The 24,880-nt window shown below is 58.1% G+C and carries 28 protein-coding genes and 1 pseudogene; 4 read left to right on the top strand and 25 right to left on the bottom strand.

Annotation, left to right across the window (positions count from 1 at the left end):
* From VL003_RS09605 to VL003_RS09550, 12 genes and pseudogenes are all read right to left on the bottom strand, one after another.
* A partial coding sequence (locus VL003_RS09605) for an ATP-binding cassette domain-containing protein (RefSeq protein WP_325441904.1) occupies positions 1 to 594 on the bottom strand: 594 nt, incomplete at its 3' end.
* Positions 587 to 1,555: a branched-chain amino acid ABC transporter permease gene (locus VL003_RS09600; RefSeq protein ID WP_325441902.1), complete on the bottom strand. Its 969-nt coding sequence runs from the start codon at positions 1,553 to 1,555 to the stop codon at positions 587 to 589. The genes VL003_RS09600 and VL003_RS09605, both read right to left, overlap by 8 nt.
* A 4-nt stretch (positions 1,556 to 1,559) precedes the next feature.
* The gene (locus VL003_RS09595) at positions 1,560 to 2,474 is read right to left on the bottom strand and encodes a branched-chain amino acid ABC transporter permease (RefSeq protein WP_325441900.1); all 915 of its coding nucleotides are present in this window, start codon (positions 2,472 to 2,474) and stop codon (positions 1,560 to 1,562) included.
* A gap of 65 nt (positions 2,475 to 2,539) precedes the next feature.
* Positions 2,540 to 3,715, bottom strand: a complete 1,176-nt coding sequence (locus VL003_RS09590) for an ABC transporter substrate-binding protein (RefSeq protein WP_325441898.1) — start codon at positions 3,713 to 3,715, stop codon at positions 2,540 to 2,542.
* A gap of 334 nt (positions 3,716 to 4,049) precedes the next feature.
* Complete coding sequence (locus VL003_RS09585) at positions 4,050 to 5,249, bottom strand: 3-hydroxybenzoate 6-monooxygenase (protein ID WP_325441896.1); 1,200 nt, start codon at positions 5,247 to 5,249, stop codon at positions 4,050 to 4,052.
* Positions 5,250 to 5,278: 29 nt separating this feature from the next.
* The gene (locus tag VL003_RS09580) at positions 5,279 to 6,148 is read right to left on the bottom strand and encodes a fumarylacetoacetate hydrolase family protein (protein ID WP_325441894.1); all 870 of its coding nucleotides are present in this window, start codon (positions 6,146 to 6,148) and stop codon (positions 5,279 to 5,281) included.
* Between the two features lie 51 nt (positions 6,149 to 6,199).
* Positions 6,200 to 6,838: a maleylacetoacetate isomerase gene (gene maiA, locus VL003_RS09575; protein ID WP_325441892.1), complete on the bottom strand. Its 639-nt coding sequence runs from the start codon at positions 6,836 to 6,838 to the stop codon at positions 6,200 to 6,202.
* 2 nt (positions 6,839 to 6,840) lie between these two features.
* Positions 6,841 to 7,539: a fumarylacetoacetate hydrolase family protein gene (locus VL003_RS09570; protein ID WP_325441890.1), complete on the bottom strand. Its 699-nt coding sequence runs from the start codon at positions 7,537 to 7,539 to the stop codon at positions 6,841 to 6,843.
* Positions 7,540 to 7,931: 392 nt separating this feature from the next.
* Positions 7,932 to 8,573, bottom strand: coding sequence for a 3-isopropylmalate dehydratase small subunit (leuD, locus tag VL003_RS09565; RefSeq protein ID WP_325441888.1), 642 nt, complete (start codon positions 8,571 to 8,573; stop codon positions 7,932 to 7,934).
* An 11-nt stretch (positions 8,574 to 8,584) separates the two neighbouring features.
* Entirely contained in the window at positions 8,585 to 10,042 is a 1,458-nt protein-coding gene (gene leuC, locus VL003_RS09560; RefSeq protein WP_325441884.1) for a 3-isopropylmalate dehydratase large subunit, read from the bottom strand.
* A 36-nt stretch (positions 10,043 to 10,078) separates the two neighbouring features.
* Positions 10,079 to 10,951 (bottom strand): hydroxymethylglutaryl-CoA lyase, encoded by an 873-nt coding sequence (locus VL003_RS09555; protein WP_325441882.1) that lies wholly within the window; start codon positions 10,949 to 10,951, stop codon positions 10,079 to 10,081.
* A gap of 109 nt (positions 10,952 to 11,060) precedes the next feature.
* Positions 11,061 to 12,239 (bottom strand): annotated as a pseudogene (locus VL003_RS09550) (CaiB/BaiF CoA transferase family protein); the annotation flags it as partial.
* Between the two features lie 131 nt (positions 12,240 to 12,370).
* Here VL003_RS09550 and VL003_RS09545 point away from each other — a divergent pair.
* On the top strand, positions 12,371 to 13,261 hold the full coding sequence (locus VL003_RS09545; protein ID WP_325441880.1) for a LysR substrate-binding domain-containing protein: 891 nt from the start codon (positions 12,371 to 12,373) through the stop codon (positions 13,259 to 13,261).
* A gap of 14 nt (positions 13,262 to 13,275) precedes the next feature.
* Here the strand turns inward: VL003_RS09545 and VL003_RS09540 are convergent, their stop codons facing one another.
* From VL003_RS09540 to VL003_RS09530, 3 genes are all read right to left on the bottom strand, one after another.
* Positions 13,276 to 14,133, bottom strand: coding sequence for a fumarylacetoacetate hydrolase family protein (locus tag VL003_RS09540; protein WP_325441878.1), 858 nt, complete (start codon positions 14,131 to 14,133; stop codon positions 13,276 to 13,278).
* Between the two features lie 19 nt (positions 14,134 to 14,152).
* Positions 14,153 to 15,376, bottom strand: a complete 1,224-nt coding sequence (locus VL003_RS09535; RefSeq protein WP_325441876.1) for an FAD-dependent monooxygenase — start codon at positions 15,374 to 15,376, stop codon at positions 14,153 to 14,155.
* A gap of 119 nt (positions 15,377 to 15,495) precedes the next feature.
* The gene (locus tag VL003_RS09530) at positions 15,496 to 16,422 is read right to left on the bottom strand and encodes a LysR family transcriptional regulator (protein WP_325441874.1); all 927 of its coding nucleotides are present in this window, start codon (positions 16,420 to 16,422) and stop codon (positions 15,496 to 15,498) included.
* 153 nt (positions 16,423 to 16,575) lie between these two features.
* Here VL003_RS09530 and gtdA point away from each other — a divergent pair, with 153 nt between their 5' ends.
* Complete coding sequence (gene gtdA / locus VL003_RS09525; protein WP_325441872.1) at positions 16,576 to 17,625, top strand: gentisate 1,2-dioxygenase; 1,050 nt, start codon at positions 16,576 to 16,578, stop codon at positions 17,623 to 17,625.
* 28 nt (positions 17,626 to 17,653) lie between these two features.
* Complete coding sequence (locus VL003_RS09520; RefSeq protein ID WP_325441870.1) at positions 17,654 to 18,919, top strand: ABC transporter substrate-binding protein; 1,266 nt, start codon at positions 17,654 to 17,656, stop codon at positions 18,917 to 18,919.
* Positions 18,920 to 19,089: 170 nt separating this feature from the next.
* On the opposite strand, the gene rpsQ is transcribed toward VL003_RS09520, so the two are convergent.
* Genes rpsQ through rplC form a run of 10 tightly spaced genes read right to left on the bottom strand, consistent with a single transcriptional unit; the run spans position 19,090 to position 23,844 of the window.
* The gene (rpsQ, locus tag VL003_RS09515; RefSeq protein WP_325441868.1) at positions 19,090 to 19,371 is read right to left on the bottom strand and encodes a 30S ribosomal protein S17; all 282 of its coding nucleotides are present in this window, start codon (positions 19,369 to 19,371) and stop codon (positions 19,090 to 19,092) included.
* 1 nt (position 19,372) lies between these two features.
* Positions 19,373 to 19,564 (bottom strand): 50S ribosomal protein L29, encoded by a 192-nt coding sequence (gene rpmC, locus VL003_RS09510; protein ID WP_325441866.1) that lies wholly within the window; start codon positions 19,562 to 19,564, stop codon positions 19,373 to 19,375.
* A gap of 9 nt (positions 19,565 to 19,573) precedes the next feature.
* A complete protein-coding gene (gene rplP / locus VL003_RS09505) occupies positions 19,574 to 19,990 on the bottom strand; it encodes a 50S ribosomal protein L16 (RefSeq protein ID WP_325441864.1) in 417 nt (138 codons plus the stop codon).
* 2 nt (positions 19,991 to 19,992) lie between these two features.
* A complete protein-coding gene (gene rpsC / locus VL003_RS09500) occupies positions 19,993 to 20,781 on the bottom strand; it encodes a 30S ribosomal protein S3 (RefSeq protein WP_325441862.1) in 789 nt (262 codons plus the stop codon).
* 9 nt (positions 20,782 to 20,790) lie between these two features.
* Complete coding sequence (rplV, locus tag VL003_RS09495; RefSeq protein WP_325441860.1) at positions 20,791 to 21,120, bottom strand: 50S ribosomal protein L22; 330 nt, start codon at positions 21,118 to 21,120, stop codon at positions 20,791 to 20,793.
* A gap of 3 nt (positions 21,121 to 21,123) precedes the next feature.
* Positions 21,124 to 21,399 carry a 30S ribosomal protein S19 gene (gene rpsS, locus VL003_RS09490; protein ID WP_017523965.1) on the bottom strand — a complete coding sequence of 92 codons (276 nt, stop codon included), beginning with the start codon at positions 21,397 to 21,399 and terminating at the stop codon, positions 21,124 to 21,126.
* Between the two features lie 12 nt (positions 21,400 to 21,411).
* The gene (gene rplB, locus VL003_RS09485) at positions 21,412 to 22,239 is read right to left on the bottom strand and encodes a 50S ribosomal protein L2 (RefSeq protein ID WP_325441857.1); all 828 of its coding nucleotides are present in this window, start codon (positions 22,237 to 22,239) and stop codon (positions 21,412 to 21,414) included.
* On the bottom strand, positions 22,239 to 22,535 hold the full coding sequence (rplW, locus tag VL003_RS09480; RefSeq protein WP_325441855.1) for a 50S ribosomal protein L23: 297 nt from the start codon (positions 22,533 to 22,535) through the stop codon (positions 22,239 to 22,241). The genes rplB and rplW overlap by 1 nt, the downstream gene beginning before the upstream one ends.
* Positions 22,532 to 23,152: a 50S ribosomal protein L4 gene (gene rplD, locus VL003_RS09475; protein WP_325441853.1), complete on the bottom strand. Its 621-nt coding sequence runs from the start codon at positions 23,150 to 23,152 to the stop codon at positions 22,532 to 22,534. The genes rplW and rplD overlap by 4 nt, the downstream gene beginning before the upstream one ends.
* Before the next feature lie 2 nt (positions 23,153 to 23,154).
* Positions 23,155 to 23,844: a 50S ribosomal protein L3 gene (gene rplC, locus VL003_RS09470; protein ID WP_325441851.1), complete on the bottom strand. Its 690-nt coding sequence runs from the start codon at positions 23,842 to 23,844 to the stop codon at positions 23,155 to 23,157.
* Positions 23,845 to 24,222: 378 nt separating this feature from the next.
* Between rplC and VL003_RS09465 the strand changes: the two genes are divergently transcribed.
* Positions 24,223 to 24,880 (top strand): amidohydrolase family protein (locus tag VL003_RS09465; protein ID WP_325441849.1); only part of this gene is annotated, 658 nt, incomplete at its 3' end.

The raw sequence follows: 24,880 nt of genomic DNA, 5'->3' as shown, positions 1-24,880 counted from the left end.
CGCCATGGGCTCGTCCAGCAGCAGCACCGACGCATTCAGCGACAACGCTATGGCCAGTTCAAGCTGGTGCTTTTCGCCGTGCGCCAGGTCAGACACCCGCACACCGGCCCGGTCACCCAGGCCCACCTGCTCGAGCGCCCTGCGTGCAGGCTCGCGCAGTTCAGGCAGCTTGCGCGCCGTGCGAATCATGTCAAAGCGTCTGGTCGACTGAGCCTGCACTGCCATCGCCACATTGTCTTCGGCCGTAAAATCGTTGTACAGCTGACTGATCTGGAAAGAGCGGGCCAGGCCTACCGAAGCACGCTTGTGCGCCGGCAAACGCGTAATGTCCTGGCCGTCGAGCAGCACATGGCCCGAATCGGGCATGAGCTCGCCGCTGATCTGCGAGATAAGCGTGGTCTTGCCCGCCCCGTTAGGGCCGATCAGTGCGTGAATTTCGCCCGGCAACACTTGAATATTGACGTCGTTGGTGGCCTGCAGCGCGCCGAATGCCTTTTTCAGGCTCTGGATCTCGAGCTTGGGTTGAACGGCCCCAGCAGCCGCGTGTGAGGTTGGCTTGGTCATTGTCGCCGTTGCTTGTTGCGTATTAGTCATGGCTGCCCCTTCCTGCCAGCCAGCCGAATAAGCCGCGCCTGCTGAACAACACCACCAGAATCAGTGCCGGCCCCAAAAACAGCATCCAGTTCTCGGTCCAGGCGGTCAAGGCCTGTTCAAGGCCCAGGTACACCGCCGCCCCCAAGATGGAACCGTAAATGGTGCCCATGCCACCCAGCACGATCATGGCCATCAGCGTGCCCGACTTCAGCCACGAGGCCATGTCGGGGCTGACATACAAAGCGTAGTTGGCCCACATGGCACCGGCCAGCCCGGCACCGGCGGCCGAGATGACAAAAGCCGTAAGCTTGTAGCGCATGGGCGCATAGCCCAGGTTCACGTTGCGCCGCTCATTCTGTTGAAAGCCGCGCAACACCATGCCGAATGGCGAGTTCACGAGGCGCCGGCAAAAAAACACCCACAGCGTCATCAATGCCAGGCACACATAGTAGAAAACGCTGGGGTCGTCCATGTTGATGCCCGGAATCAGGTTGCGCGAATCGACCGACATGCCGTCGTCGCCCCCGTACGTGACCAGGCCCACCAGCACGAAGTACAGCATCTGCGCGAACGCCAGCGTGATCATGATGAACTGCACGCCTGTGGTACGCAACGACAGGAAACCCATGACCAGCCCGGTTAACGCGGCGGCCAACATGGCCAGCGGCCACATGATCAGCGCCGACGAAGAACCCGCCCAGCCAAAAATGGTTTCGCCGATGCCCATGTGGTAACCCACAATGCCCACAATATAGCCACCCAGGCCGAAGAACGCGGCATGACCGAAACTGACCATCGCGCCATAGCCAAGGATAAGGTCAAGGCTGATGGCGGCCAGGGCATAAATGACAAACTGCGTGCCCATATTGATAAGGAACCGGTTGTCCAGCCCGGCCGCAATGGGGGGCAGTAACACCAGCACGGCAAAGATCAAGAATACGACAATGTTTTTGCGGGTCATTTTTTTACCTTTGCGCTGGGATCAGACCCCGTGGCTTAACCAGCAGGACGATGGCCATAAGGATGTAGATACTGGCTGAAACCAGACTGGAGCTCACCGACGCACTGTACTCGGGCGGCAGCAGCTGAGACATCCAGATAGGGATGTACGCCCGGCCGAACGAGTCGGTCATGCCGACCAGCACCGAGCCCAGCAACGCACCGCGCACCGAGCCCACGCCCCCCACCACAATTACCACGAACGTCGTAATAAGCACCTTTTCGCCCATGCCGATCTCAACGGCCAGCAACGGCGCCGCCATGACGCCTGCAAAGCCGCACAGCAGGGCGCCAAGCGTGAACACCAGCATGAACAGACGCCGAATATTGATGCCCATGGCATCGACGATTTCGGCGTCGTCGGCCCCGGCGCGCACCAGCATGCCCACCCGGGTTTTGGAAATAAGGAACCACAGGCCTACGGCCACCAATACCCCGGCGCCGATAAAGGCCAGACGCATGATCGGGTAACTAAGGCCGGGCAGAATCTGGATGGAACCCGAGAGCAGCGGCGGGATCGCCACAAACGGCGGGCTGCGGCCAAACACCAGGGTAACCAGGGCATTGGTAAAAAACAGCACCCCCAAGGTTGCCAGCACCTGATCCAGGTGGTCACGGTGGTACAGGCGGCTGATGATCAATCGCTCGACGATCAGGCCGTACACGCCGGCGCCCACCACGGCGGCCAGAATGGCCACAGTGAACGAGCCGGTAATGGCCACGGCCGAAGCCGCGCAAAACGCGCCGATCATGTAGAACGACCCATGAGCGAGGTTGACCACGTTCATGATGCCGAAGATAAGCGTCAGGCCGGCTGACAATAAAAACAGCAGTGCGCTGTATTGCAGGCCGTTCATGGCCTGTTCAACGAACAAATGCATGGGAAGATCCCGTTTGGTTTTGCGCGCGCCCCCAACCGGCGGCGCGCGTTCTTACTCGATAACGACTACTTCATCTCGCATTGCGAGGCGTAGGGGTCGGTATGGTCTTTGGCAACCACCTGCATGGGTTTGTAGTCGAGATTGCCTTTGTCGTCACGCTCTACACGAACCAGCGACCAGTCCTGAACGGGGTAGTGGTTGGTGTTGAACTTGAAGTTGCCGCGCACGCTGTCGAACTCGGCTTTTTTCAGCGCTTCGCGAAACTGATCAGGCTTGCCTTTGATGTCGCCGTCTACCGCTTTAAGCGCTGCGCCAATCAGGCGTGCCGTGTCGTACGAGGTGGCCGCATACACGGTAGGCCGACGGTTGTACTCTTTTTCGAATGCCGCCACAAAAGCCTTGCTGGCTTCGTTGTCTTGCTGGCTGGTCCATTGTGTGGTCAGGTAGAAGCCCTCGCCGGCGTCGCCCGAGGCAGCCAACATGCGGTCGTCCATGGAGTACAGCGGGGTAACCATACGTATGGTTTTGTTCATGCCCGAATTAGCAAACTGCTTGGCAAAGTTAATGCCGGCGCCGCCGGGCAGAAACTCGAACACGGCTTCAGGGGCCAGCGAACGGATACGGGCCAGCTCGACCGAGAAATCGGACTGATCGAGCTTGGTGTAGATCTCGGCCAGAATCTCGCCTTCGTACACGCGTTTGAAGCCGGTGAGGGCGTCGCGACCTGCCTGGTATGCCGGCGCCATGATGACCATTTTCTTGATGCCCATCTGGTTGGCGGCAATGGCGGCGGTATCGCTGTACGAGTCGTTTTGCATGGCAACCGAGAAGAAGTTCGGGTTGCAGGCCTTGCCGGCGAAGTTCGACGGGCCGGCGTTCAGGCTAACAAAAAAGCCGTCTTTTTCTTTGACGACCGAAGGCACAACCGCCACCAGGACGTTGGAAAAGTTGATGCCGGTGAACAGGCGCACGCCGTCCTGGAGCATTTTTTCGGCCGACTGCTTGCCGGTGGCAGGCTTCAGACCGTCGTCTTCAACAATAAGGTTAACCGGCACGCCGCCCAATTTGCCGCCGCCTTCTTTGATGGCCAGGGCAAAGGCGTCGCGCTGGTCTTCGCCAATATAGCCTGCGGGGGTAGACAAGGTGCCGATGAAACCGATGTCGACGGTTTCCTGGCTGTGGGCCAGTGTGGCAAATGCCGTAAGGGCGAACGTCGCCGCCAATTTACTGATGTGCTTCATGGAAGAGGCCTCCTGAGTCAGTGCTGATTCATTGATTGTTGTGTGCGGGGCACGATGCCCGCCCCCCATATGCCTTGGAAATATACAGCCGGCGCGAGAAACGAAAAGTTAAAGTCTACACGCCATTTACTGCACGACCAATTATTTTATAAAATTTTTATCTTTTTCGACAATTATATTTGAATCAAACCACAAAAAACAACTCGCCCCAACATCTCCTGCTGGCGATCAGCAAGGCGATCACCGCAAACAGGATCGCGGTGACGGCCTGGAAAATCAACTTAAGTAGCTATATTTATTTGTCCATTTCTTCAAAGACAGACTGGTGCGCGAATTATCGCGGCTCGAGGCAGTTCTCAACACGCCATCCGTACAGCCACTCGAGTGCCGAATAAAACTGCTCTTGCGATTTGTTTTTCCAGAGCAGGTTGCGCACCGTGCGCTCGACACCCTTGGCGTGGTAGATACGACCCATTTCCCGAGTAGACCAGACAACCCGCGCCGTACGTGGAATACGGATGCTTTCGTACAGGCGGAACGCGGCGTCGAAGTCGCCTTCGCAACGGGCCACGGCCTCGCCCAGGGTCACGGCGTCTTCAAGCGCCATGCAAGCGCCCTGCGCCATGTACTGCGCCATGGGGTGGGCTGCATCGCCCAAAATGGTGCAGCGGCCGCTGCCCCAGGTGTCGACCGGGTCGGCATCGGCAGTGGCCCAACGGCGCCACGAGGTGGGGCGGTCGAGCATCTGGTGCGGGCGCGGATGTATGCCTTCGAAGTAAGACAGCACTTCTTCTTTGCTGCCGTCACGAACACCCCATTCTTCTTCCTCTTTGCTGTGGAAGGTCACGACCAGGTTGTACTGCTTGCCGCCGCGCAACGGGTAGTGCACCAAGTGACAACGCGGGCCGGCCCACAACATCGGGGCATTTACCTGCAGGTCGGCGGGCATGTTTTCAACATCGACCACGGCACGATAAACCACATGGCCGGTTACCCGGTGTTGCATGCCGACGGTCTTGGCGCGAATCACCGACTTGACCCCGTCGCAACCCACCACGGCGTCGGCGCTATACACGTTGCCCTCGGTATCAATAACTTCGACGCCCTCGGCCTTGACCCTGACGTCGGCCACGTGAGTAGAAGTGCGGAACTCGATCAACGGGTTGTGCTGCACCGCCTCGTAAATGGACAGATGAATGTCGGCGCGATGAATGACGCCATAGGGATTACCGAATTTCTTTCTAAAAATATCGCCCGTTTCAATGCGCACCACCTCGGCGCCGTCGACGGCGTCCATCATGATGCAATGGTCGGTAAAAACAGCACGCTTGCGTGCAGCTTCGCCCACACCCAGGGCGTCGAGCGCGGCAAAAGCGTTGGGCCCAAGCTGAATGCCCGCACCGATCTCGCCGATTTCGGCCGCCTGCTCAAGCAACAGCACCTGAATATTGCGGCGGGTCAGCGCCAGTGCCGCCGCCAGACCGCCAATACCGCCGCCGACGATGATGACTTTCTGTTTTGCTGTATTTGCCATGTCTGCTTGTCCTTCTGTGTTGAATATATTCAGCTGGTCTGTGAAGCAAGGCGCACACTGACCTGCGTGCGACCTATGCCCTGAAATTCGACCTGTATGGTGTCGCCAGGAACGACCGGCCCCACACCTTCGGGAGTGCCCGTAAATAGAATGTCGCCCGGCTGTAGCGAATAAAACGACGAGGCGTACGCGATGAGGCTTGCCACGTCGATGATCAGATCGCGCGTGTTGGCTTTTTGCCTGAGCTCGCCATTGACCCACAAGCTGAAGTCGAGCGCTGTGGGATCGGAAAGCTCGTCGGACGTGACCATCCAAGGCCCCACCACGCTGTAGGTATCAATTGACTTTCGAAGGCTGCGCTCTTCGGGCCCGCGAGTGGTCATGTCCAGGCCGATGCAATACCCCGCCACGTGGTCCAGCGCATCTTCGCGCCGAATATTGCGTCCGGCCTTGCCAATGACGGCCACCAGCTCGGCTTCGTGGTCGTTGCGTCGATCGGGATGCTGGATCTCGACACCGGCCGATACACCGCACAACGAACTGCTTGCCTTAAGAAACACACCGATCTTCTGGATTTCAAGAATGGCGTTCTGGTGATGGATCTCGGAGTCGGTACGCGCCTCTTCGAGATGCTTCAGGTAATTGACGGGTGCTGCAATGATCTTGCCCGGATTGGCCACTGGGCTTAGCAAGGTAGCCTGCGAAAGCGCCACGATGGGGGCATGGGGCAGCAAAGCCTCGATACGCCCACGCACCTGATCCAGGTTTGCAATGAAAGGATCGACCGCCGGCAATGGGTAGCGATACGTCGGCAGCACATCCAATGCCGCCGTTACGTCGCGGATCTCGTCCCCTTGAACCACCCCAAGTCGGTTATCGTCGAAGAGGCATATTTTCATTATGACTTCCTTGGTGAATAAGGGGCGCACGCCGCGCGTGCGCCCCCTTTCTTACGGCTGATAGTCCGGCTGATTGGCCGGCGCAGCCTGCTGAAACGCGGGCAGCGTATTGCAATGCTCGTACACGCGCATGACGCGGGGATAAGCGCTTAGATCGCAGCCCATGCGAGAGGCATTGGCCACTTGCGGCACCAGGCAGCAATCGGCCAACGACACCTGACCACCCACGCAGAACTCATCCGAACCCGTGCGCTCAAGCATTTTTTCAAGCGAACGAAAGCCTTCGGCGATCCAGTGGTGATACCAGCCGTTCTTGGCCTCATCGCTGACACCCAGCTCTTTAACCAAGTAGCGCAAGGCCCTGAGGTTGTTAAGCGGATGCATGTCGCAGGAAATAAGGTTGGATATTTCGAGGACACGAGCACGCTGCTGGAGGTCGGCCGGAATCAGGCGCGGCTGGGGATACTTGGCATCGAGGTAGTCGATGATGGCCAGGGACTGGCCCAGCTGAAAGCCCTCGTCGTCCAGCAAAGGCACGCTGGCGCCCGGGTTTTTTTCTACATAGCCGGCTTCTTTGTGTTCCATGACCCGAATGTTTACCGGCAACAGATTGAAGTCGAGCTTTTTAAGTGCCAGGGCAATACGCACCCGGTACGATGTAGAGCTGTTGAAAAAGCTGTATAAGTCCATGCTTACACCACTTTGACCGACAAGCTGCCCAGGCCTTCGACAGATCCGACCATGTGATCGCCGGCCACCACTGCGCCCACGCCTTCGGGGGTTCCGGTGTAGATCAGGTCGCCCGGCTCAAGACGGAAGAAGCGCGACAGATAGCTGATGGTTTCAGGTACCGACCAGATCAACTTGTCGATGCCGCTGCTTTGCTTGACCGCGCCGTTAACTTCCAGCTTGATGCCGGCCTTTTCCAAATGACCGACCTGCTCGGCGCGATACAGGGGGCCGATAGGCGCGCTGTCGTCAAAAGCCTTGCCGATTTCCCAGGGGCGGCCCATTTCGCGCATCTTCATTTGCAGGTCGCGACGGGTCATGTCCAGGCCGACTGCATAGCCCCAAACATGGCTGGGGGCGTCTTCGAGACTGATGTTCGAGCCGCCCTTACCAATGGCCGCCACCAGCTCGATTTCGTAGTGATAGTTACTGGTTTCAGCAGGGTAAGACAGTTCCAGTGTTGCGCCGTCGGCTACAGGCACCACGGCGTCGGTCGGTTTGCAAAAGAAGAATGGTGGCTCGCGGTCGGGGTCGAAGCCCATTTCGCGCGCGTGCGCAGCATAGTTGCGACCTACGCAATACACACGGCGCACCGGAAAGGTGTCGGAGCTGCCATGCACCGGCACGGCAATGACTTCGGGCGGATTAACGACGTATGACATGTTGGAATCTCTCTGAATGAACAAAAAAAAGAAAGGTGGCTTAATCGATGCGTGCTTCGCGCAGCAAGCCAGGCGCCGATTGAACCGGCCTGTCAGAATAACTGAACAACACGGCTTAATCTGCCGTGATAAGGGTGCCGGATTCAATGATGTCGTCGCGAACGGCGCCCGCAGTACATACTTGCGGGTGCGTTACATCTCTTCATGCAATATACGACGTTTACTTCGGCATGTGTTTGTTTTGGTATACGAATAAAGATGAAATATTCGTATCACTCATATTGTTTATTGCATGCCTTAGGTTCGGTACCCCGCAGCGCGCTACAGAAAACACAAGCGGCCGGAACGGGCCGACCGGCTGTTTGCACCGAGCGCGTGGGTTGCGCGCGGGCTCAGGCGCTGAACATCCAGGGCTCTTGCCGGCTACGCGTTTGCTCGTAACGTTGAATGGCTGCGGCGTCTTCAAGGGTTACGGCAATGTCGTCCAACCCATTCAGCAGGCGATGCTTGCGCGAGGGGTCGATCAAAAACTTCAGCACGCGACCCGTGGGAGTGATGAGGGTCTGCGAGGCCAGATCAATGCGCAGCGTATATCCTTCTTGCGCACCAACCTCGCGAAACAACTCATCGACCAGTTCGGCGCCGAGCGATACCGGCAGCAAACCGTTCTTGAAACAGTTGTCGTAAAAGATGCCCGCAAAGCTGACCGCGACAATGGCGCGAAACCCGTAATCGTGCAGTGCCCAGGGCGCGTGCTCGCGGCTTGAGCCGCAACCGAAATTCTCGCGCGTCAGCAAAATACTGGCGCCCTGGTAGCGCGGCTGGTTCAACGAAAAATGCGGGTTCTTCTGCCGACTTTCCGGCTCTTGTCCAAGCTCGCCCACATCGGTAAAGCGCAGCTCGTCAAACAAGTGCCGCCCAAAACCGGTACGCGCAATAGACTTCAAGTACTGCTTGGGCACAATGGCGTCGGTGTCGACATTACTGCGATCCAGGGGGGCCACCAGGCCGGTCAAAGTGGTAAATGCTTGCATGTGCGCCCCTATCAAAGCTGGGTAATATCAACAAAGTGGCCCGCAATAGCCGCCGCTGCCGCCATGGCCGGGCTGACCAAATGGGTGCGTCCCCCGGCCCCTTGCCGGCCTTCAAAGTTTCGGTTCGAAGTCGAGGCGCAGCGCTCGCCCTTGCCCAATCGGTCTGCGTTCATGCCCAGACACATCGAGCAGCCCGGCTCGCGCCACTCAAAGCCTGCTTCCATAAACACCTTATCCAGTCCCTCGGCTTCGGCCTGCTCTTTGACCAGACCCGAACCTGGTACCACCAACGCCTGCTTGATGTTGGCGGCAACATGTTTGCCCCGGGCCACGGCCGCAGCCGCGCGAAGGTCTTCAATACGCGCGTTGGTGCACGAACCGATGAACACTTTGTCGAGCTGAATCTGTGACATGGGCGTGCCTGCCTGCAACCCCATGTATTGCAATGCGGTTTGCATGTTGCTGCGGCGAGTGGCATCAGGCGCGTTCATGGGGTCGGGCACACTGCCGTCGACCGACACGACCATGTCGGGGGTCGTGCCCCAGGAAACCATGGGCTTGACGGCAGACGCATCGATCTCGACCACCTGATCGAAGCGGGCGCCCTCATCGCTGACCAGGGTGCGCCAGTAGGCTTCGGCGGCAGCCCAAAGCTCGCCTTTGGGGGCAAGCGGACGACCCTTTACGTAAGAAATGGTTTTGTCGTCTACGGCGACCAGCCCCACCCGGGCACCGGCCTCAATCGCCATATTGCACAGTGTCATGCGGCCTTCCATGGAAAGCTCGCTAATGGCCTGGCCGGCGAATTCGATGGCGTAGCCGGTAGCACCGGCTGTACCGATGCGACCAATGATATGCAGGATAAGGTCTTTGGCACTGACGCCCTGGCGCAAACTGCCATTTACACTCACCAGCATGGGTTTCAGGCGGTCAAGCAGCAGGCATTGCGTGGCCAGCACATGCTCGGCCTCTGAAGCCCCCACGCCAAAGGCCAACGCGGCAAATGCGCCATGAGTGCTGGTGTGCGAATCGCCCGCCACCACACTGGAGCCGGGCAGGGTCAGGCCCTGCTCGGGCCCGATCACATGAACAATACCCTGGCGCTTGTCGCCGATGCCAAATTCGACAATGCCGAACTCTTCGCAGTTGCGACTTAGCTGGTCGACCTGTATGCGCGACAAGGTATCGCTGATGCCGCGCGAACCGTCGCGGCGTTCGGCCGCGGTGGTGGGCACGTTATGGTCGGCAGTGGCCAGCACGGTGTCGGGTCGCCAGACTTTGCGCCCCGACATACGCAGCCCCTCGAACGATTGCGGGCTGGTAACGTCGTGTACCAGCTGGCGATCTATGTACAACAGCGACGGCCCGTCGGATGCCTCTTTGACCAGATGGCGCTCCCAGAGCTTGTCGAAAAGGGTCCGGGGAGCAGCGCTGCCCGCAGTGGTGCTTGTGCCTGAAGCGATGGTCATGATGGGGTTCCTGTTTTGTCTCAACGTGCTGCCGGCTTAGCTGTTAGCCGACCCCGGAACAGGGTAGCGACGAGTCGAAGGCCCGGCCTTTACCACTTGGCCCGGAATATCGTGCTGAACAATGCCGGGCAATAGCTGCGCCTGCACAAGCAAGGCTTCAAGGTCGACACCGGTTTCGTAGCCCATGGCGTCGAGCATGTGCACCATGTCTTCGGTGCACACATTACCACTGGCCCCCGGAGCGAACGGGCAACCGCCCAAGCCGCCCAGCGAGGCGTCGAAGCGGTCGATGCCGGCTTGCACGGCCGCCAGCACGTTGGCCAGCCCCATGCCGCGCGTATTGTGGAAGTGGGCGGTGAAGGTCATGTTCGGCCAGCGCTGTTTAACCGCCTCGCAGAGCCGGGCCACCTGGGCGGGGTTGGCCATGCCCGTGGTATCGCACAGCGTTACGCCGTCAACGCCCATGTCCACGAAGCGTGCGACCGTATCCAGCACATGGGCCACCGGCACTTCGCCGTCAAACGGGCAGCCGAAGGTCGTGGACAAGGAAGCGTTCAGGCGGGCCCGGCCGTCAACCACCGCTACAATCTGCTCGAACTGTTCAAGCGACTGTTGCGGGGTCATGCGCAGGTTGGCCATGTTGTGGCTCTCGCTGGCCGACATGACCAGATTGATCTCGTCGACATTGCACGACAGCGCCCTTTCACAGCCACGAACATTGGGTACCAGGGCGGCGTACTCGACGCCGGGCACCCGATCGATGCGACACATGACAGCTTCGGCATCGGCCAACGCCGGTATGGCCTTGGGCGAGGTAAACGACGTTACCTCGATTTTGGCCAGACCCGTGCGGCTCAAGGCGTTGATCAGCTCGATCTTGCGGTCGGTGGGAATAAAGATCGGCTCCATCTGGAAGCCATCGCGCACCGAGACCTCTTGAATATACAGGCGTTTTTTGCTTGCGCTTTGAATGCTGCTCACGCTTTCCCTCTTTCCAATGCAGGTTTGTAGTTCCGGCCAGACCGGCTTCGCGCAGCTTGGCCAACTGCTCGGCGGTAACGCCTATGGAATCGAGCACATCTTGTGTGTGCTGGCCCAGTTCAGGGCCCACCCAATTGGTGCGACCGGGGGTTGCACTGAGCTTGGGCACGATGCCAGGCAGGCAGATCTCTTTGCCGTCGGGCAGCTCGTGTTTTTCAAGCATGCCGCGCGCCTGGTAATGGGCGTCGTTCACAATGTCTTCGGCGGTATAGATGCGCCCGCAAGGCACCGACGCCTCGTTCAGGGTGGCCAGCACTGTTTCCAGATCGTGCGCGGCAGTCCAGTCACCAATCACGCCGTCCAGCAGCTCAGTTTGTTTGGCCCGGCCGTCGTTGTGCGCCAGCGTCGGCTCTTCGGCCAGATCGGGCCGGCCAATGGCGGTCATAAGGCGGCGGAAGATGCCGTCGCCGTTACCGGCCACCGCCACGTAATTGCCGTCTCCGCACAAATAGGTGTTGGAAGGAACAATGCCGGGCAAGGCCGAGCCGGTGCGTTCGCGTACGTGGCCGGTCATGGCGTATTCGGGCACCAGGCTTTCCATGACGGCAAACACCGCCTCGTACAGGGCCACGTCAATGTACTGGCCCTGACCCCCGTTCACCTTGAGGTGGTGCATGGCGATAAGTGCGCCCACCGTACCGTACAGCGAGGCCAGGGTGTCACCCAGGCTGACGCCCACACGCACCGGGGCGCGATCAGGGTAGCCTGTAACGTAGCGCAACCCGCCCATGCATTCGGCGATGGCCGCAAAGCCTGGCCGCTGGCTGGCCGGGCCGGTCTGGCCATAACCCGAAATGCGCACCATGATCAGCTTGGGGTTTACCGCCGACAATTGCTCCCAGCCTATGCCCCATTTCTCAAGCGTGCCGGGCCGGAAGTTCTCGATCACAATGTCGGCCTCGGCAGCCAGCTTGCGCACAATCTCTTGACCCTCTTCAGACTTGAGGTCAAGGGTCACCGACTTTTTATTACGGCTTTGGGTATACCACCAAAGCGAGGTGCCTTCGTGCAGCTTGCGCCACTTGCGCAACGGGTCGCCCGTTTGCGGTGGCTCGATCTTGATGACTTCTGCGCCAAACTGAGCGAGCAAGGCGCTGGCGTACGGGCCTGCAATTAAAGAGCCCAGCTCCAGCACCTTGATACCTGACAGCGCCATCTCGGGCGCGCCTGCGTTTTCCTGCATGACAAATTCCTTTCGTGATTGCTGCAATCATGGCCCCGCCGCCGCAGGCCGTAAAGAAGTGCTTTACGATGCTACCATCGCATTTGGCGATGGCAAGAAAACCTATGACACCCGATCCCAAGTCCTTAAGGCTGTTCATCAGCGTGATCAAGCACGGCACCATTGCGGCCGCGGCCGAGCACGAGCATACGGCGGCTGCGGCGATCAGCCGTCGGATCAGCGACCTGGAAGCGCAATTGGGTGTGGCCTTGATCGAGCGCAGCAACAAGGGCATCAACCCAACCCCGGCAGGCCGCGCCCTGCTGAACATGGCGCATCGCGTGCTGCACGACCTGGACAGCATCCGCACCCAGATGCACGACTATGCCCTGGGCATGAAGGGCTACATACGGATCTTCGCCAATATTTCGGCCATGCATCAATTCATGCCCAGGGAGCTCAGCGCCTTCCTGACCGAATGCCCCATGGTGCAAATCGACCTCGAAGAGCGTGTCAGTGCCGCCATCGCCCAGGCCGTGGTTGAGAACAATGCCGATATCGGGGTGCTGATGGTGGATAATCCGATCGAAGGGCTCGAGTATCTGCCCTACAAAAAAGATGACCTGGTCGTGATCGCGCCCCTTTCCCATCCTCTGGCCGACAAACAGCGGGTCCGTTACGCCGATACGCTTGACTACAACTACGTCGGCCTACCGCCGGGTGGCCAAATGAACCTGCAGCTGATGCGCGCCGCCCGCGAACTTGGCCGCACTTGGCGCTACCGCTTCCAGGTTTCCAGTTACGATTCCCTTTGTCTTATGGTCGAGTCGGGCCTGGGCATAGGCATGGTGCCCAGGCGCATTGCCCAGGCCTATGAAAAAGCCCTGGGGATCAAGTTGATAATCCTGGACGAAGTCTGGTCGCACCGACAGTTGCACGTTTGTATACGATCGATCGACGCACTGTCGCCCGCAGCACGCCTGCTTGTCGAACGCATGACTCGCAAGCCGGGCTAGTATGCGCATTACCGTCAGCCTGCCCGAACCGCTACTTTCATGCTTCCGATTTTTTCGAACTCGGCAACCATGACATCGCCGGCGGTCACCGGCCCCACCCCCTCTGGGGTGCCCGTGAAAATAACGTCGCCAGGATGCAACGTGTAAAAAGACGACGCGAACTCGATGAGTTCCGGAATCCCAATTATCAGATCCCTGGTGTTTGCGCGTTGTTTGACTTCGCCGTTAACAGAAATCTGGAAGTCCAGACTGGTCGGATCCGTAATTTCATCCGCTGTTACCAGCCAGGGGCCCAGCACGCTGTAGCTATCGACCGATTTGCGCATGCTGCGCTCTTCGGGACCGCGCACAGTCATGTCCAGCCCAATGCAATAACCCGCGATATGGCTCCAGGCGTCCGTACGCGATATTCCGACCCCTTCCTTGCCAATGACGACCGCCAGTTCGATTTCGTGATCGTTGCGCCGCTCTGGGTGGCGCACCACGACGCCCTTCCCAGCGCCCACCATGGAACTGTTCGCTTTCAGAAATAAGCCAATCCGTTGGATTTCCTCGACCTTGGTATTGTGATGAACGCCAGGATCAGCACGAGCCTCTTCCAGATGCTTGATGTAGTTCACGGGAGCAGCGATCAGTTTCCCTGGATTGGCGACCGGGCTCAACAGCTGTACGTCTTCCAGGTCCAGTTGTCTGGCCGAAGGCAAGAGAGCTTCAATTTCTTTACGCACCCGTTCAAAGTTAGCGATCAAGGGATCGAAGCTCGGTAGGGGGTAGCGACTAGCGGGCAACACATTTAATGCCGCAGTGACATCAAATACCACCCCGTCCTTGACGACGCCCAGAAGATCTTCATTAAAACGACAAATACGCACGAGTAATTCCTTATTAGCTTCAATGATTGCTTGTCAGCGGTTCAATGCTCGGTTCCGCCGGCGACAGGGTCGGGTGCCCGTTCCATATCCAGTCCAGACATTTGTAGGAGTCTTCGACGGTCCGTCCTTCCAACTGTGCATTGCGCACATCGCGCCCGATTCCTTCTTCGTGATAGAACTTCCAGACCTCCCGCCCCTCCAACTGAATTCGCGCAGTCCTCAGCGCGCGCTGCTTTGAAAACTCGGCGAAAGCATCTTCGAATCCGTGACGATCGAGCAGATCGGCAATGCAGCCCGCATCCTCGATTGCCATTCCCGCACCCTGCGCATATGACTGCAGTACCGGATGCGCAGCATCTCCCAGAAGCACGATCCGGCCGCGGTTCCAGCGCCTTATGGGATTCCTGTCCGCGATGATCCATCGCCGCTCCAGGTCCATCAGCGACAGTATTTTTTTCAGGGCGGGATGGGCGTTGGCATAAACGTGCCGCACCTCCTGTTCATGGGTCACGTATTGATCGCCGTGCTGGGGAGCCGGGTCCTTGAACACCGCGACAATATTGAACAAGGTGCCTTGTCGCAGCGGGTAGTGCACGACGTGGTATCCAGGCCCACTCCAGAGAACCACTTCGGTCCTATAAGGGAAGTCCGAAGGAATATCGGCCATGTCGACGATAGTTCGATGCGCCACGTAACCGATGGGGCATAGCTCGTCTTTCACCAGAAGTTCGCGAGCGCGGCTTTTAAGGCCATCGGCGGCGATCAACGCCGCGCCCTCGAATGTCCGGCCATCCGAACATGTGACGCGGACATGGTCGCCAAGATCTTCGTGCGCAACGACCGCCGCGTTGACGGTGACCTCGATGCTTGGTGTCTTGAGACAAGTGTCTAGTAGAACATTATGAATATCGGCCCGATGCACCACGACATAAGGATTGCGAAACCGCTGCTTGTATTCTTGCGTCGTCACCGGAATATCGATCAGCGTACGCCCATCGTCCGCGTCGATCATACAAACGGAATCCGGAAAGTCGGCAATGGATCGCACCGAATCGGCAATGCCAAGTTGACTGAATACATTGAAGACATTGGGTCCCAGCTGTATTCCATAACCGATCGCTGAAATTTCGTGAGCCTGCTCCAGCACACGCACGGAGCGACCTTTCTGGGCAAGTGCTATGGCTGCCGTAAGACCGCCTATGCCTCCCCCTACGATTAAAACTGTACTACGCGAATTCAACACGGCCTCCTGTATTTTAGGAACATGCCAAGCCACAGATCCTCTCAACCGCGCCAAACATGTTTGTGACGCATCGTCCGTGATTTCCGTGTTGCGCGTCAATAAAGCAGCGTTGATTGCCCCTATAAGGGATTTGAATGGATGAGAGAGTCGGGCATGTCCAGGAAGGTTTTAAACATGATCTGACGTAGCCAGCAGTTTCCCGGTTCTCTGTGGAAGCGCTCGTGCCAATATTGCCGAACCTCGTAGGACGGGGTGGTCACAGGGATTTTCAAGACCTGTACCCCGCCGCCAAATGCCAACACCTGAGCCAGCCGGGCCGGCACGATTGCCAAAAGATTCGTCATGGAAACGCTTTGCCCGATTCCAAGAAATGATGAGACCTTGACTTTGATCGTACGGCGCACACCCTGCTTTTCCAGTTCTTTATCAAGGAGGGAATAGCCGGTGGCGGGAGCTTCAAGCCCGACATATTCTTCGGACATAAGTTGAGCTTTGGTCAACTGGCCTTGCACGCGGGGATGATTGATGCGAGCAACGCAAGCGTAGTGCTCTGTAAACAAACGCTGTTGATACATCCCCGTATGCAAATCGGCGGCAAACCCCACGGCGACATCGAGCTCGCCCGCCTCAAGCATATGCCCGACCTCGTGATTCAAGTCTACCGATTGGACGTTGAGATGCGGCGCATGCTCTTCGAACAAGGCAAGCAATTGCGGCAGTAAGGCCATCTGCGCAACATTGGTCAAGCCCAGACGAAAAGTGCGGCTGGAAGTGGCGGCATCAAAGTCTTCCTGGCGTGCCTCATTCGGAGCAAGGAGTGTGAGTGCCTCATCTATGCCCGGCAATAAGCTCTCTAAATAAGGGGTGGGCATCATGCCCGCCGAGGTCCGAACAAAAAGCGCGTCGCCGAAGTGGCGCCTTAGATGGCCAAGGCGTACGCTGATGGCCGGTTGGCTTAGGCCTACCGGTCCGACCGAAGAAGATATGCCGCGCGTCTTGTAGATTTCTTTAAGGATCAGAAGATCAGAGACATCCAAAATTGCCATGGTGACCGTATCGAGGTGTATTTAAAAATACGATAGATCTTATCAATATTTCGTTATTGCCGACTCAAGAGCGACACGCCAGACTTGGTTCAAACGAACAGGGCCGCGCGCATACTGGGTTAACAAGCGGCTCGCTTTGCACAGGAAGAAAAGATGGACGCGTTATCGCAAAAACATGAGACACCGTCTCCAGAGCGCCAGGATTTCTACAAGAAAATAAATGTCTCAAATGTGACTCCGCTGTGGGAAGTACTTCATAGCGTCGTTACCGCCCAGCCCAACACCCCTTGCCAGCCATACTTGTGGAAGTGGCAAGAAATGTGGCCCTGGCTGCTTGAGGCGAGCCGCCTGATCACAACTGAAGAGGCGGAACGTCGTGTTCTGGTACTGGAGAACCCTGGGTTACGCGGCAAAACCCGTGTCACCCACAGCCTGTATGCGGGATTGCAGCTGATCATGCCCGGCGAAATAGCGCCTGTGCACCGCCATTCTCAGTCTGCCCTCCGATTCATCGTGGAAGGGGCGGGAGCCTACACAGCGGTGAACGGCGAGAAAGTCGAAATGAACGTCGGAGACTTCGTTATCACGCCTTCGTGGACGTTTCACGACCATGGGAATACGTCTGATAAACCCATGGTCTGGCTCGACGGCCTGGACCTGCCAATCGTCGAGTTGCTGGATGCGCAGTTCATGGAGAAAGGAGAAGGCCAGTCCCAACAAACCAGCCAACAAGCATCGACCAATCTGGCCAGGTTTGGTAACACCATGAAGCCAGTCGAGTACAAGGCGCGTTCCCGGACTTCGCCCTTGTTCTGGTATCCCTATGAACGGACCCGCGACGCGCTTGAAACATTGAAGCGTCATGGCGAAATGCATCCTTACTGGGGACACAAACTGCAATATACGAACCCGGTCACCGGAGATTGGGCTATCCCAACTATCGGCACATTCATGCAGCTACTACCTGCGGGATTCGCCGGAGCTCAGTATCGCTCTACCGACTCTACCGTTTATTCAGTCGTCGAAGGGCGCGGTCGGTGCCGCATTGCCGACCAGGTTCTTGAGTTTGGCCCCAAGGACGTGTTCGTTTGTCCTTCTTGGATGCCTTACAGCTTGGAGGCCGCAGAGGAGACCGTGATGTTCAGTTATTCAGACCGGCCCGTACAACAAGCGCTCGACCTATGGCGCGAAGCGTTCATGTAATGACCATACACAACTTAGGAGACACAATATGACAGTCATTTCTCAATATCCCGCGTTTTCTCAACCGTTGATGCGTGATGCACTCCGCAACGATGCGACGAACGTTGACCAGCGCAAACGTTCAATCTTACTTGCCGTCGTTATCGGCGCAACGCTGACCCTTACAGCGGTGCCGGTACGCTCCGCATCAGCCGCAGAGGACAGCTTCAAAGTGGGGCTCGTTCTGCCGATGACCGGCCCGTTCGCCTCGACAGGCCGGCAGGTCGAAAACGGCATCCGAACCTTTCTGCACCAGTATGGCTCCGAAGTTGCCGGCCGCAAAGTTGAAATATTGCTGCGCGACGATGCGGGAGACCCGGCACACAGCAAAAGGCTTGCTCAGGAACTACTTGTCACCCGCAAGGTCGATGTGCTGGCCGGCTTCGGCCTAACCCCACTGGCTTTGGCCGTCGCGCCCATGGCAACGCAAACCAAGACCCCGATGGTCATTATGGCGGCCCAAAGCCTGGCGGTAATCAACGCTTCTCCGTATGCAATCCGAACCAGCGGAACCATTCCACAAGTGACGATGGGTTCGGCAGTATGGGCAGCCAAAAATGGTATCAAACAGGTCGCCACACTGGTGCCCGATTACGCCCCGGGCCACGAGTCGGAAAAAGCATTCAAGGAGTTCTTCAACGGCCCGGACCAGAAAATCTCGGCCGAAATACGCGTACCGATGGCCAACCCGGATTTCGCTCCGTTCGTGCGCCGGATCAGCGACCAGAAACCCGACGCGTTGTATGTCATGCTGCCAGCGGGGCCCGGCGCGGCCTTTCTTAAAGAATACGCGGCGCGCGGCCTAGCCGAGGCCGGAATTCCGTTACTGGCGCACGGAGCCGTAACAGACGACGATTTCCTGAATCAATCCGGCGACGAAGCACTGGGCATCATCACGTCCGACTATTATTCGGCGGCACATCCCTCCGAAATGAACAAAAAATTCGTTTCCGACTTCAATCAGTTGAACAATGGAGAAAGGCCGAATTTCTTCGCAGTGGCCGGATACGACGGCATGCGTGTCATCTATGATGCGATCAAAACCGCGGAAGACACAAGCGATGGCGATTCGTTGCTGAAAGCCATGAAGAACCAAAGCTTCGAAAGCCCTCGCGGACCGGTCACTGTGGATCCCGAAACCCGCGATTTCGTCCAGAACATTTATATCCGCAAGGTAGAGCGTGTCGATGGCCAACTGTACAACGTCGAGTTCGACACGATTGAAAATGTCCTGAACACAGGCAAAACCAAGTAAACGACCGACCATGGATCCGGACAAACGTAGCGGATCCACTAACTAGAAGGCATTAAGCCAACGTAAAAATCCCCCAAGCGTCAATTGACCCTTGGGGGATTTTTCATCCAGTTCGCTAGAGCGGCGTCGCCGGCCCGGGATACGGGAAGGTCCGGTCGACCGCCGAGCGATTAGATGATGCGTGCGGCCTCGAGCAGGCGAACTACCGTCCACGACTTGTCGCGGCTGATAGGACGACCTTCTGCGATCTCGACGGTATCGCCTTCGTTGTACTGATTGGTTTCATCATGCGCTTTGTAACGATTGGAGCGGACGATGATTTTGCCGTACACAGGATGCTTGACACGACGCTCGACGCGAACGACGACGGTCTTGTCCATCTTGTTGCTGACAACTTTGCCGATCAGCGTACGTTGACGCTTGGCTGTTTGTGTTGTTTGGGTTTCGCTCATTTTACTTTCCTGCCTTCTCAGTCATCAGGGTACGGACACGTGCGATGTCGCGACGGACCTTGCCCAGTTGGCTGGTGTTGGAGAGTTGCTGAGTAGCACGCTGCATGCGCAGACCGAATTGTGCTTTCAGCAGGCTCTCGAGCTCGGTTTGGAGCTCGGCGGCATCTTTGGTGCGGAGTTCGCTGGCTTTCATGTGATCTCCTTAGGCGCCGATGTGCCGCGACACGAAAGTCGTGGCGATGGGCAGCTTGGCGGCGGCCAGACGGAATGCTTCGCGCGCGAGTTCTTCGCTGACGCCTTCCATTTCGTAGATGACCTTGCCGGGTTGAATTTCTGCGACCCAGAACTCGGGGTTGCCCTTACCGTTACCCATACGAACTTCTGCAGGCTTCTGCGAAATGGGTTTGTCGGGGAAGACACGAATCCAGATACGGCCGCCGCGTTTGATGTGGCGGTTGATAGCACGACGAGCAGCTTCGATCTGACGAGCGGTAAGACGGCCACGACCCGTAGCCTTCAGGCCGTACTCGCCGAACGAGACTTGCGCACCGCGAGTGGCCAGGCCGGTGTTACGGCCTTTGTGCTCTTTGCGATACTTTCTGCGTGACGGTTGCAACATGGTTATTCTCCTTCAGCTGGCGCCGCTGCGGCGTCAGGCTTGCGGGGTCCACGGCCACGACCGCCGGCAGGACGGCGGCTGTCAGGCCTGTCGCCACGCGGAGCACGGCGAGGACGACGTTCGTCGTCGCGCGGTGCAGCGGTTTCGGGGGGCATTTCGCCGTTAGGCAGCATGTCGCCCTTGTAGACCCACACTTTGATACCGATAATGCCGTAGGTGGTCTGGGCTTCGGAAGTGCCGTAGTCGATGTTGGCGCGCAGTGTGTGCAGGGGCACACGGCCTTCGCGATACCACTCGGTACGGGCAATTTCGATGCCGTTCAGACGGCCCGAGCTCATGATCTTGATGCCCTGGGCGCCAAGGCGCATGGCGTTCTGCATGGCGCGTTTCATGGCGCGGCGGAACTGAATGCGCTTTTCAAGCTGCTGGGCGATAGAATCGGCCACCAGTTGGGCGTCGGTTTCAGGCTTGCGAATTTCTTCGATATTGACGTGCACAGGCACGCCCATCAGGCGCTGCAGATCAGACTTCAGGCTTTCGATGTCTTCGCCACGCTTGCCAATCACCACGCCCGGACGGGCCGAGTAAACGGTGATACGGGCATTTTTGGCAGGACGCTCGATAACCACACGGCCAACCGAGGCGCTCTTGAGCTTTTTCTTCAGGTATTCACGCACGCGAATGTCTTCGACCAGCATGCCGCCGAACGCTTTGTCGTCGGCATACCAGCGAGAATTCCAGTTGCGATTTACCGCGAGGCGGAACCCAATCGGGTGTACTTTCTGTCCCATTGTGACTCCTTAAGCGCCGACTTTGACCACAATGTGGCAAGTCTGCTTCTCGATACGGTTACCGCGACCTTTTGCACGGGCGGAAAAACGCTTCATCGACTGGGCCTTGTCCACGTAAATGGTCGTGACCTTGAGTTCATCGATGTCGGCGCCGTCGTTGTGCTCGGCGTTGGCGATCGCGGACTCAAGCGCCTTTTTGACGATGCCCGCGGCTTTTTTAGGTGTGAACGTCAGGATATTCAGCGCCTGGGCCACCGGCTTGCCACGGACCATGTCCGCAACAAGACGAGCCTTTTGTGCCGAAATATGGACGCCACGAATAATAGCTGTAGTTTCCATCACTTACCTCTTGGACTTTTTGTCCGCAGCGTGGCCCTTGAAAGTACGGGTCAGTGCGAACTCGCCGAGCTTGTGACCGACCATGTTCTCGTTGATATAAACGGGAACGTGCTGGCGGCCATTGTGCACAGCAATCGTCAGCCCAATGAACTCGGGCAGGATGGTGGAACGACGCGACCAGGTCTTGATCGGTCGCTTGTCTTTGCCTTCGACGGCCGCATCGACCTTTTTGATCAGATGCGCATCGACGAATGGGCCTTTTTTAATCGAACGTGACATTTGGTTCGCCCCTTACTTGCGCTTGCGACGCGAGACAATCATGTTGTCTGTGCGCTTGTTACGACGAGTTCTGTAGCCCTTGGCCGGTGTGCCCCATGGGCTGACCGGTTCGCGGCCCTCGCCGGTACGGCCTTCACCACCACCGTGCGGGTGATCGACCGGGTTCATGGCAACGCCACGCACCGTCGGACGGACACCACGCCAGCGCATGGCACCGGCCTTGCCGATTTGACGCAAGCTGTTTTCTTCGTTGCCGACTTCACCAATGGTGGCGCGGCAGTCGATGTGAACGCGACGGACTTCGCCCGAGCGCAGACGCACCTGAGCGTAAACACCTTCGCGAGCCAGCAGGACGGCGGAAGCGCCGGCCGAACGAGCGATCTGCGCACCTTTACCGGGCAACATTTCGATGCAGTGGATGGTGGCACCCACGGGAATGTTGCGGATAGGCAGCGTGTTGCCCGAGCGGATCGGTGCGTCTTTGCCCGAGAGCAAAGTGGCGCCGACTTCAAGACCGCGAGGAGCAATGATGTAACGACGCTCGCCGTCGGCATAGCACAACAAGGCGATATGCGCGGTGCGGTTGGGGTCGTACTCGAGACGCTCGACCTTGGCCGGGATGCCGTCTTTGTTGCGACGGAAATCGACCAGGCGGTAGTGCTGCTTGTGACCGCCGCCACGATGGCGCACAGTGATGTGGCCATTGTTGTTGCGGCCCGAGCCGCGCGATTTCTTTTCGAGCAGAGCTGCGAATGGCGCGCCTTTATGCAGATCAGGCGATACCACCTTGATCATGCCGCGGCGACCAGCCGAGGTCGGCTTGACTTTTACGAGTGCCATTAGTTCACCTCTGTAAAGTCGAGTTCCTGACCGTCTTTGAGCGAGACATATGCCTTGCGCTCGTTACGGCGGCTACCCATGAAACGACCAAAGCGCTTTTGTTTGCCCTTCTGGTTCAGAACCTGAACCGACTCGACCTGCACCTTGAACAGAAGTTCGACGGCGGCCTTGATTTCGGGCTTGGTGGCGTCAGCGACGACACGGAAAGCGACTTGCTGATTTTTTTCGGCGACGAACGTGGCCTTTTCGGTCACGACAGGCGCCAAGATGACTTGCATTAAGCGTTCGGCTTTCATCCCAACATCTCCTCGAGTTGAGCGATAGCCGGCTTGGTGATCAGCACTTTCTTGTAGTGGATCAGCGACAGCGGATCGGCGTAGCGCGGTTCGACCACGGCAACGTGAGGCAGGTTGCGGGTGGCGAGATAGACGTTTTCGTCGAGCACGTCGGTGATGATTAGAACCGACTCGAGGCCCATGTCTTTAAGCTTGGCGGCAGCCAGCTTGGTTTTGGGCGTTTCGAGCTGGAAGCTGTCAACGACGGCGATACGATCTTCGCGGGCCAACTGAGACAAAATCGCACGAATACCGGCGCGATACATCTTTTTGTTGACCTTGTGGGTGAAGTTCTCGTCGGGCGAACTTGGGAAAGCACGGCCGCCTCCACGCCAGATGGGCGAAGAGGTCATGCCGGCACGAGCGCGACCGGTGCCTTTTTGGCGCCAGGGCTTCTTGGTGCTGTGCTTGACCGTACCGCGATCTTTCTGGGCACGCGTACCGCTGCGGGCATTGGCCTGGAAAGCGACGACGATCTGGTGCACCAAGGCTTCGTTGAACTCGCGGCCGAAAACGGTGTCGGGAGCGGCAACGGTGGACGAGGATTGACCCTGGTCATTCAGGAGCTTGAGTTCCATGATTAGGCTCCTTTCTTGGGCTTGGCCTTGACGGCGGGACGAACGATAACGTCGGCGTTCTTGTGACCGGGCACTGCGCCCTTGACCAACAACAAGCCGCGTTCGGCGTCAACACGCACAACGTCGAGGTTTTGGACGGTACGAGTAACGTCACCCATGTGGCCGGCCATTTTCTTGCCGGGGAACACGCGACCGGGGTCTTGGGCCATACCAATGGAACCAGGCACGCGGTGGGAGATCGAGTTACCGTGCGAGTTGCGCTGACCAGCAAAGTTGTGACGCTTGATGGTGCCGGCAAAACCCTTACCGATGGTGGTACCCGTTACGTCGACCTGTTGGCCGGCTTCGAATACGCTTTCGACGGCCACAACAGAACCGGCCGTAAATTCGGCGGCTTTGGCGGGATCGAGGCGGAATTCTTTGAGGATGCTACCGGCTTCAGCGCCGGCTTTGGCGTAGTGGCCGGCCAAAGGCTTGGTCACACGCGAGGCACGACGTGTGCCATAGGCTACTTGTACCGCTGCATACCCATCGACTTCTGGTGACTTGACCTGGGTAACACGGTTGTTCGACACGTCCAGTACAGTGACCGGGATGGACTCGCCTTCCTCGGTAAAAATACGGGTCATGCCAACCTTGCGCCCCACGAGCCCCAGCCGATATGCGGCAGGCGTAGGTGTCGAGTTCGACATCATTTTCTCCATTCCCGACTGCGATTGGTCGGGGCTAATTAACCGCAAGCCCTGCATTGAGTTTGCCGCCCAACACAAGCAATGGCCCGCAAACAGTTGCCAGGGCACTTGCTAATTTCGTAAAACCAAAATCTTGCAGCCTCGTTGCCGTTGCAACCAGCCTTAAGCAGCAACCGCAAATCAACCACACTTTTTTGGTTAAGCGTAGCACTTTAGCATATTTCTGGTGGCCCAAGCAAGCGGGCTGTGCGTTATTGCCACGGCAGCGCAGTGAACGGATACGAATAAGGCTTTGACACATCGTTGCCACGCAGCGAGTAGTGCCAACGAGCGCGCTTAGGCTACTATCTGCCCTACACAGGATCCGCAGGAGCCCGAATGCCTTCGTCTTCCGTTAACCCCCACGCCATTGTGGGTCTACGCGGCCCGTTCATGAGCCTGGCCGATGACCCGTTCATCACGGGGGACGACGCCGCGGTTCGCTACGAACCCGACGGCCTGATCATTATCGAGAACGGACTGATCAAAGCCGTTGGCGACTACACCGCCCTTAAAGGCCAAGTTGCCCCCGACCATATTACCCACTACCCCAACGCCCTGATCCTGCCCGGGCTTATCGATTGCCATGTGCATTATCCCCAGACGCAGATCATCGGTGCCTACGGGGCCCAATTGATCGACTGGCTGAACGAATACACCTTTGTAGCCGAGCAGCAATTTGCCAACGCCGACTACGCCCGGGCGGTATCGCGCGTCTTTCTGGACGAATGCCTGAGGGCGGGCACCACGACTTCAGCCGTGTACGGCACGGTGCACGCCAGTTCGGTCGACGCCTTTTTTGAAGTGGCCCACGAGTACGGCATGCGCATGATCGCCGGCAAGGTGTTAATGGATCGCAACGCGCCGGCAGCCTTAACAGATACAGCCCAGTCGGGTTACGACGATTCGCTCGCCCTGATTCAACGCTGGCACGGCAAAGGGCGGCTGCACTACGCCGTTACGCCTCGCTTTGCGCCCACCAGCACGCCGGCCCAGC

Source organism: Pusillimonas sp. (assembly GCF_035515275.1).
Classification (GTDB): Bacteria; Pseudomonadota; Gammaproteobacteria; order Burkholderiales; family Burkholderiaceae_B; genus Pusillimonas.
This window is presented reverse-complemented; position numbering and strand designations above follow the sequence as displayed.

What these genes read in the sequence shown, in the direction of transcription:
- VL003_RS09600 (WP_325441902.1), bottom strand. Translation starts at nt 1,555, where the DNA reads ATGACCCGCAAAAACATTGTCGTATTCTTGATCTTTGCCGTGCTGGTG.
- VL003_RS09595 (WP_325441900.1), bottom strand. Translation starts at nt 2,474, where the DNA reads ATGCATTTGTTCGTTGAACAGGCCATGAACGGCCTGCAATACAGCGCA.
- VL003_RS09590 (WP_325441898.1), bottom strand. Translation starts at nt 3,715, where the DNA reads ATGAAGCACATCAGTAAATTGGCGGCGACGTTCGCCCTTACGGCATTT.
- VL003_RS09585 (WP_325441896.1), bottom strand. Translation starts at nt 5,249, where the DNA reads ATGGCAAATACAGCAAAACAGAAAGTCATCATCGTCGGCGGCGGTATT.
- VL003_RS09580 (WP_325441894.1), bottom strand. Translation starts at nt 6,148, where the DNA reads ATGAAAATATGCCTCTTCGACGATAACCGACTTGGGGTGGTTCAAGGG.
- maiA (WP_325441892.1), bottom strand. Translation starts at nt 6,838, where the DNA reads ATGGACTTATACAGCTTTTTCAACAGCTCTACATCGTACCGGGTGCGT.
- VL003_RS09570 (WP_325441890.1), bottom strand. Translation starts at nt 7,539, where the DNA reads ATGTCATACGTCGTTAATCCGCCCGAAGTCATTGCCGTGCCGGTGCAT.
- leuD (WP_325441888.1), bottom strand. Translation starts at nt 8,573, where the DNA reads ATGCAAGCATTTACCACTTTGACCGGCCTGGTGGCCCCCCTGGATCGC.
- leuC (WP_325441884.1), bottom strand. Translation starts at nt 10,042, where the DNA reads ATGACCATCGCTTCAGGCACAAGCACCACTGCGGGCAGCGCTGCTCCC.
- VL003_RS09555 (WP_325441882.1), bottom strand. Translation starts at nt 10,951, where the DNA reads ATGGAGCCGATCTTTATTCCCACCGACCGCAAGATCGAGCTGATCAAC.
- VL003_RS09545 (WP_325441880.1), top strand. Translation starts at nt 12,371, where the DNA reads ATGACACCCGATCCCAAGTCCTTAAGGCTGTTCATCAGCGTGATCAAG.
- VL003_RS09530 (WP_325441874.1), bottom strand. Translation starts at nt 16,422, where the DNA reads ATGGCAATTTTGGATGTCTCTGATCTTCTGATCCTTAAAGAAATCTAC.
- gtdA (WP_325441872.1), top strand. Translation starts at nt 16,576, where the DNA reads ATGGACGCGTTATCGCAAAAACATGAGACACCGTCTCCAGAGCGCCAG.
- VL003_RS09520 (WP_325441870.1), top strand. Translation starts at nt 17,654, where the DNA reads ATGACAGTCATTTCTCAATATCCCGCGTTTTCTCAACCGTTGATGCGT.
- rpsQ (WP_325441868.1), bottom strand. Translation starts at nt 19,371, where the DNA reads ATGAGCGAAACCCAAACAACACAAACAGCCAAGCGTCAACGTACGCTG.
- rpmC (WP_325441866.1), bottom strand. Translation starts at nt 19,564, where the DNA reads ATGAAAGCCAGCGAACTCCGCACCAAAGATGCCGCCGAGCTCCAAACC.
- rplP (WP_325441864.1), bottom strand. Translation starts at nt 19,990, where the DNA reads ATGTTGCAACCGTCACGCAGAAAGTATCGCAAAGAGCACAAAGGCCGT.
- rpsC (WP_325441862.1), bottom strand. Translation starts at nt 20,781, where the DNA reads ATGGGACAGAAAGTACACCCGATTGGGTTCCGCCTCGCGGTAAATCGC.
- rplV (WP_325441860.1), bottom strand. Translation starts at nt 21,120, where the DNA reads ATGGAAACTACAGCTATTATTCGTGGCGTCCATATTTCGGCACAAAAG.
- rpsS (WP_017523965.1), bottom strand. Translation starts at nt 21,399, where the DNA reads ATGTCACGTTCGATTAAAAAAGGCCCATTCGTCGATGCGCATCTGATC.
- rplB (WP_325441857.1), bottom strand. Translation starts at nt 22,239, where the DNA reads ATGGCACTCGTAAAAGTCAAGCCGACCTCGGCTGGTCGCCGCGGCATG.
- rplW (WP_325441855.1), bottom strand. Translation starts at nt 22,535, where the DNA reads ATGAAAGCCGAACGCTTAATGCAAGTCATCTTGGCGCCTGTCGTGACC.
- rplD (WP_325441853.1), bottom strand. Translation starts at nt 23,152, where the DNA reads ATGGAACTCAAGCTCCTGAATGACCAGGGTCAATCCTCGTCCACCGTT.
- rplC (WP_325441851.1), bottom strand. Translation starts at nt 23,844, where the DNA reads ATGTCGAACTCGACACCTACGCCTGCCGCATATCGGCTGGGGCTCGTG.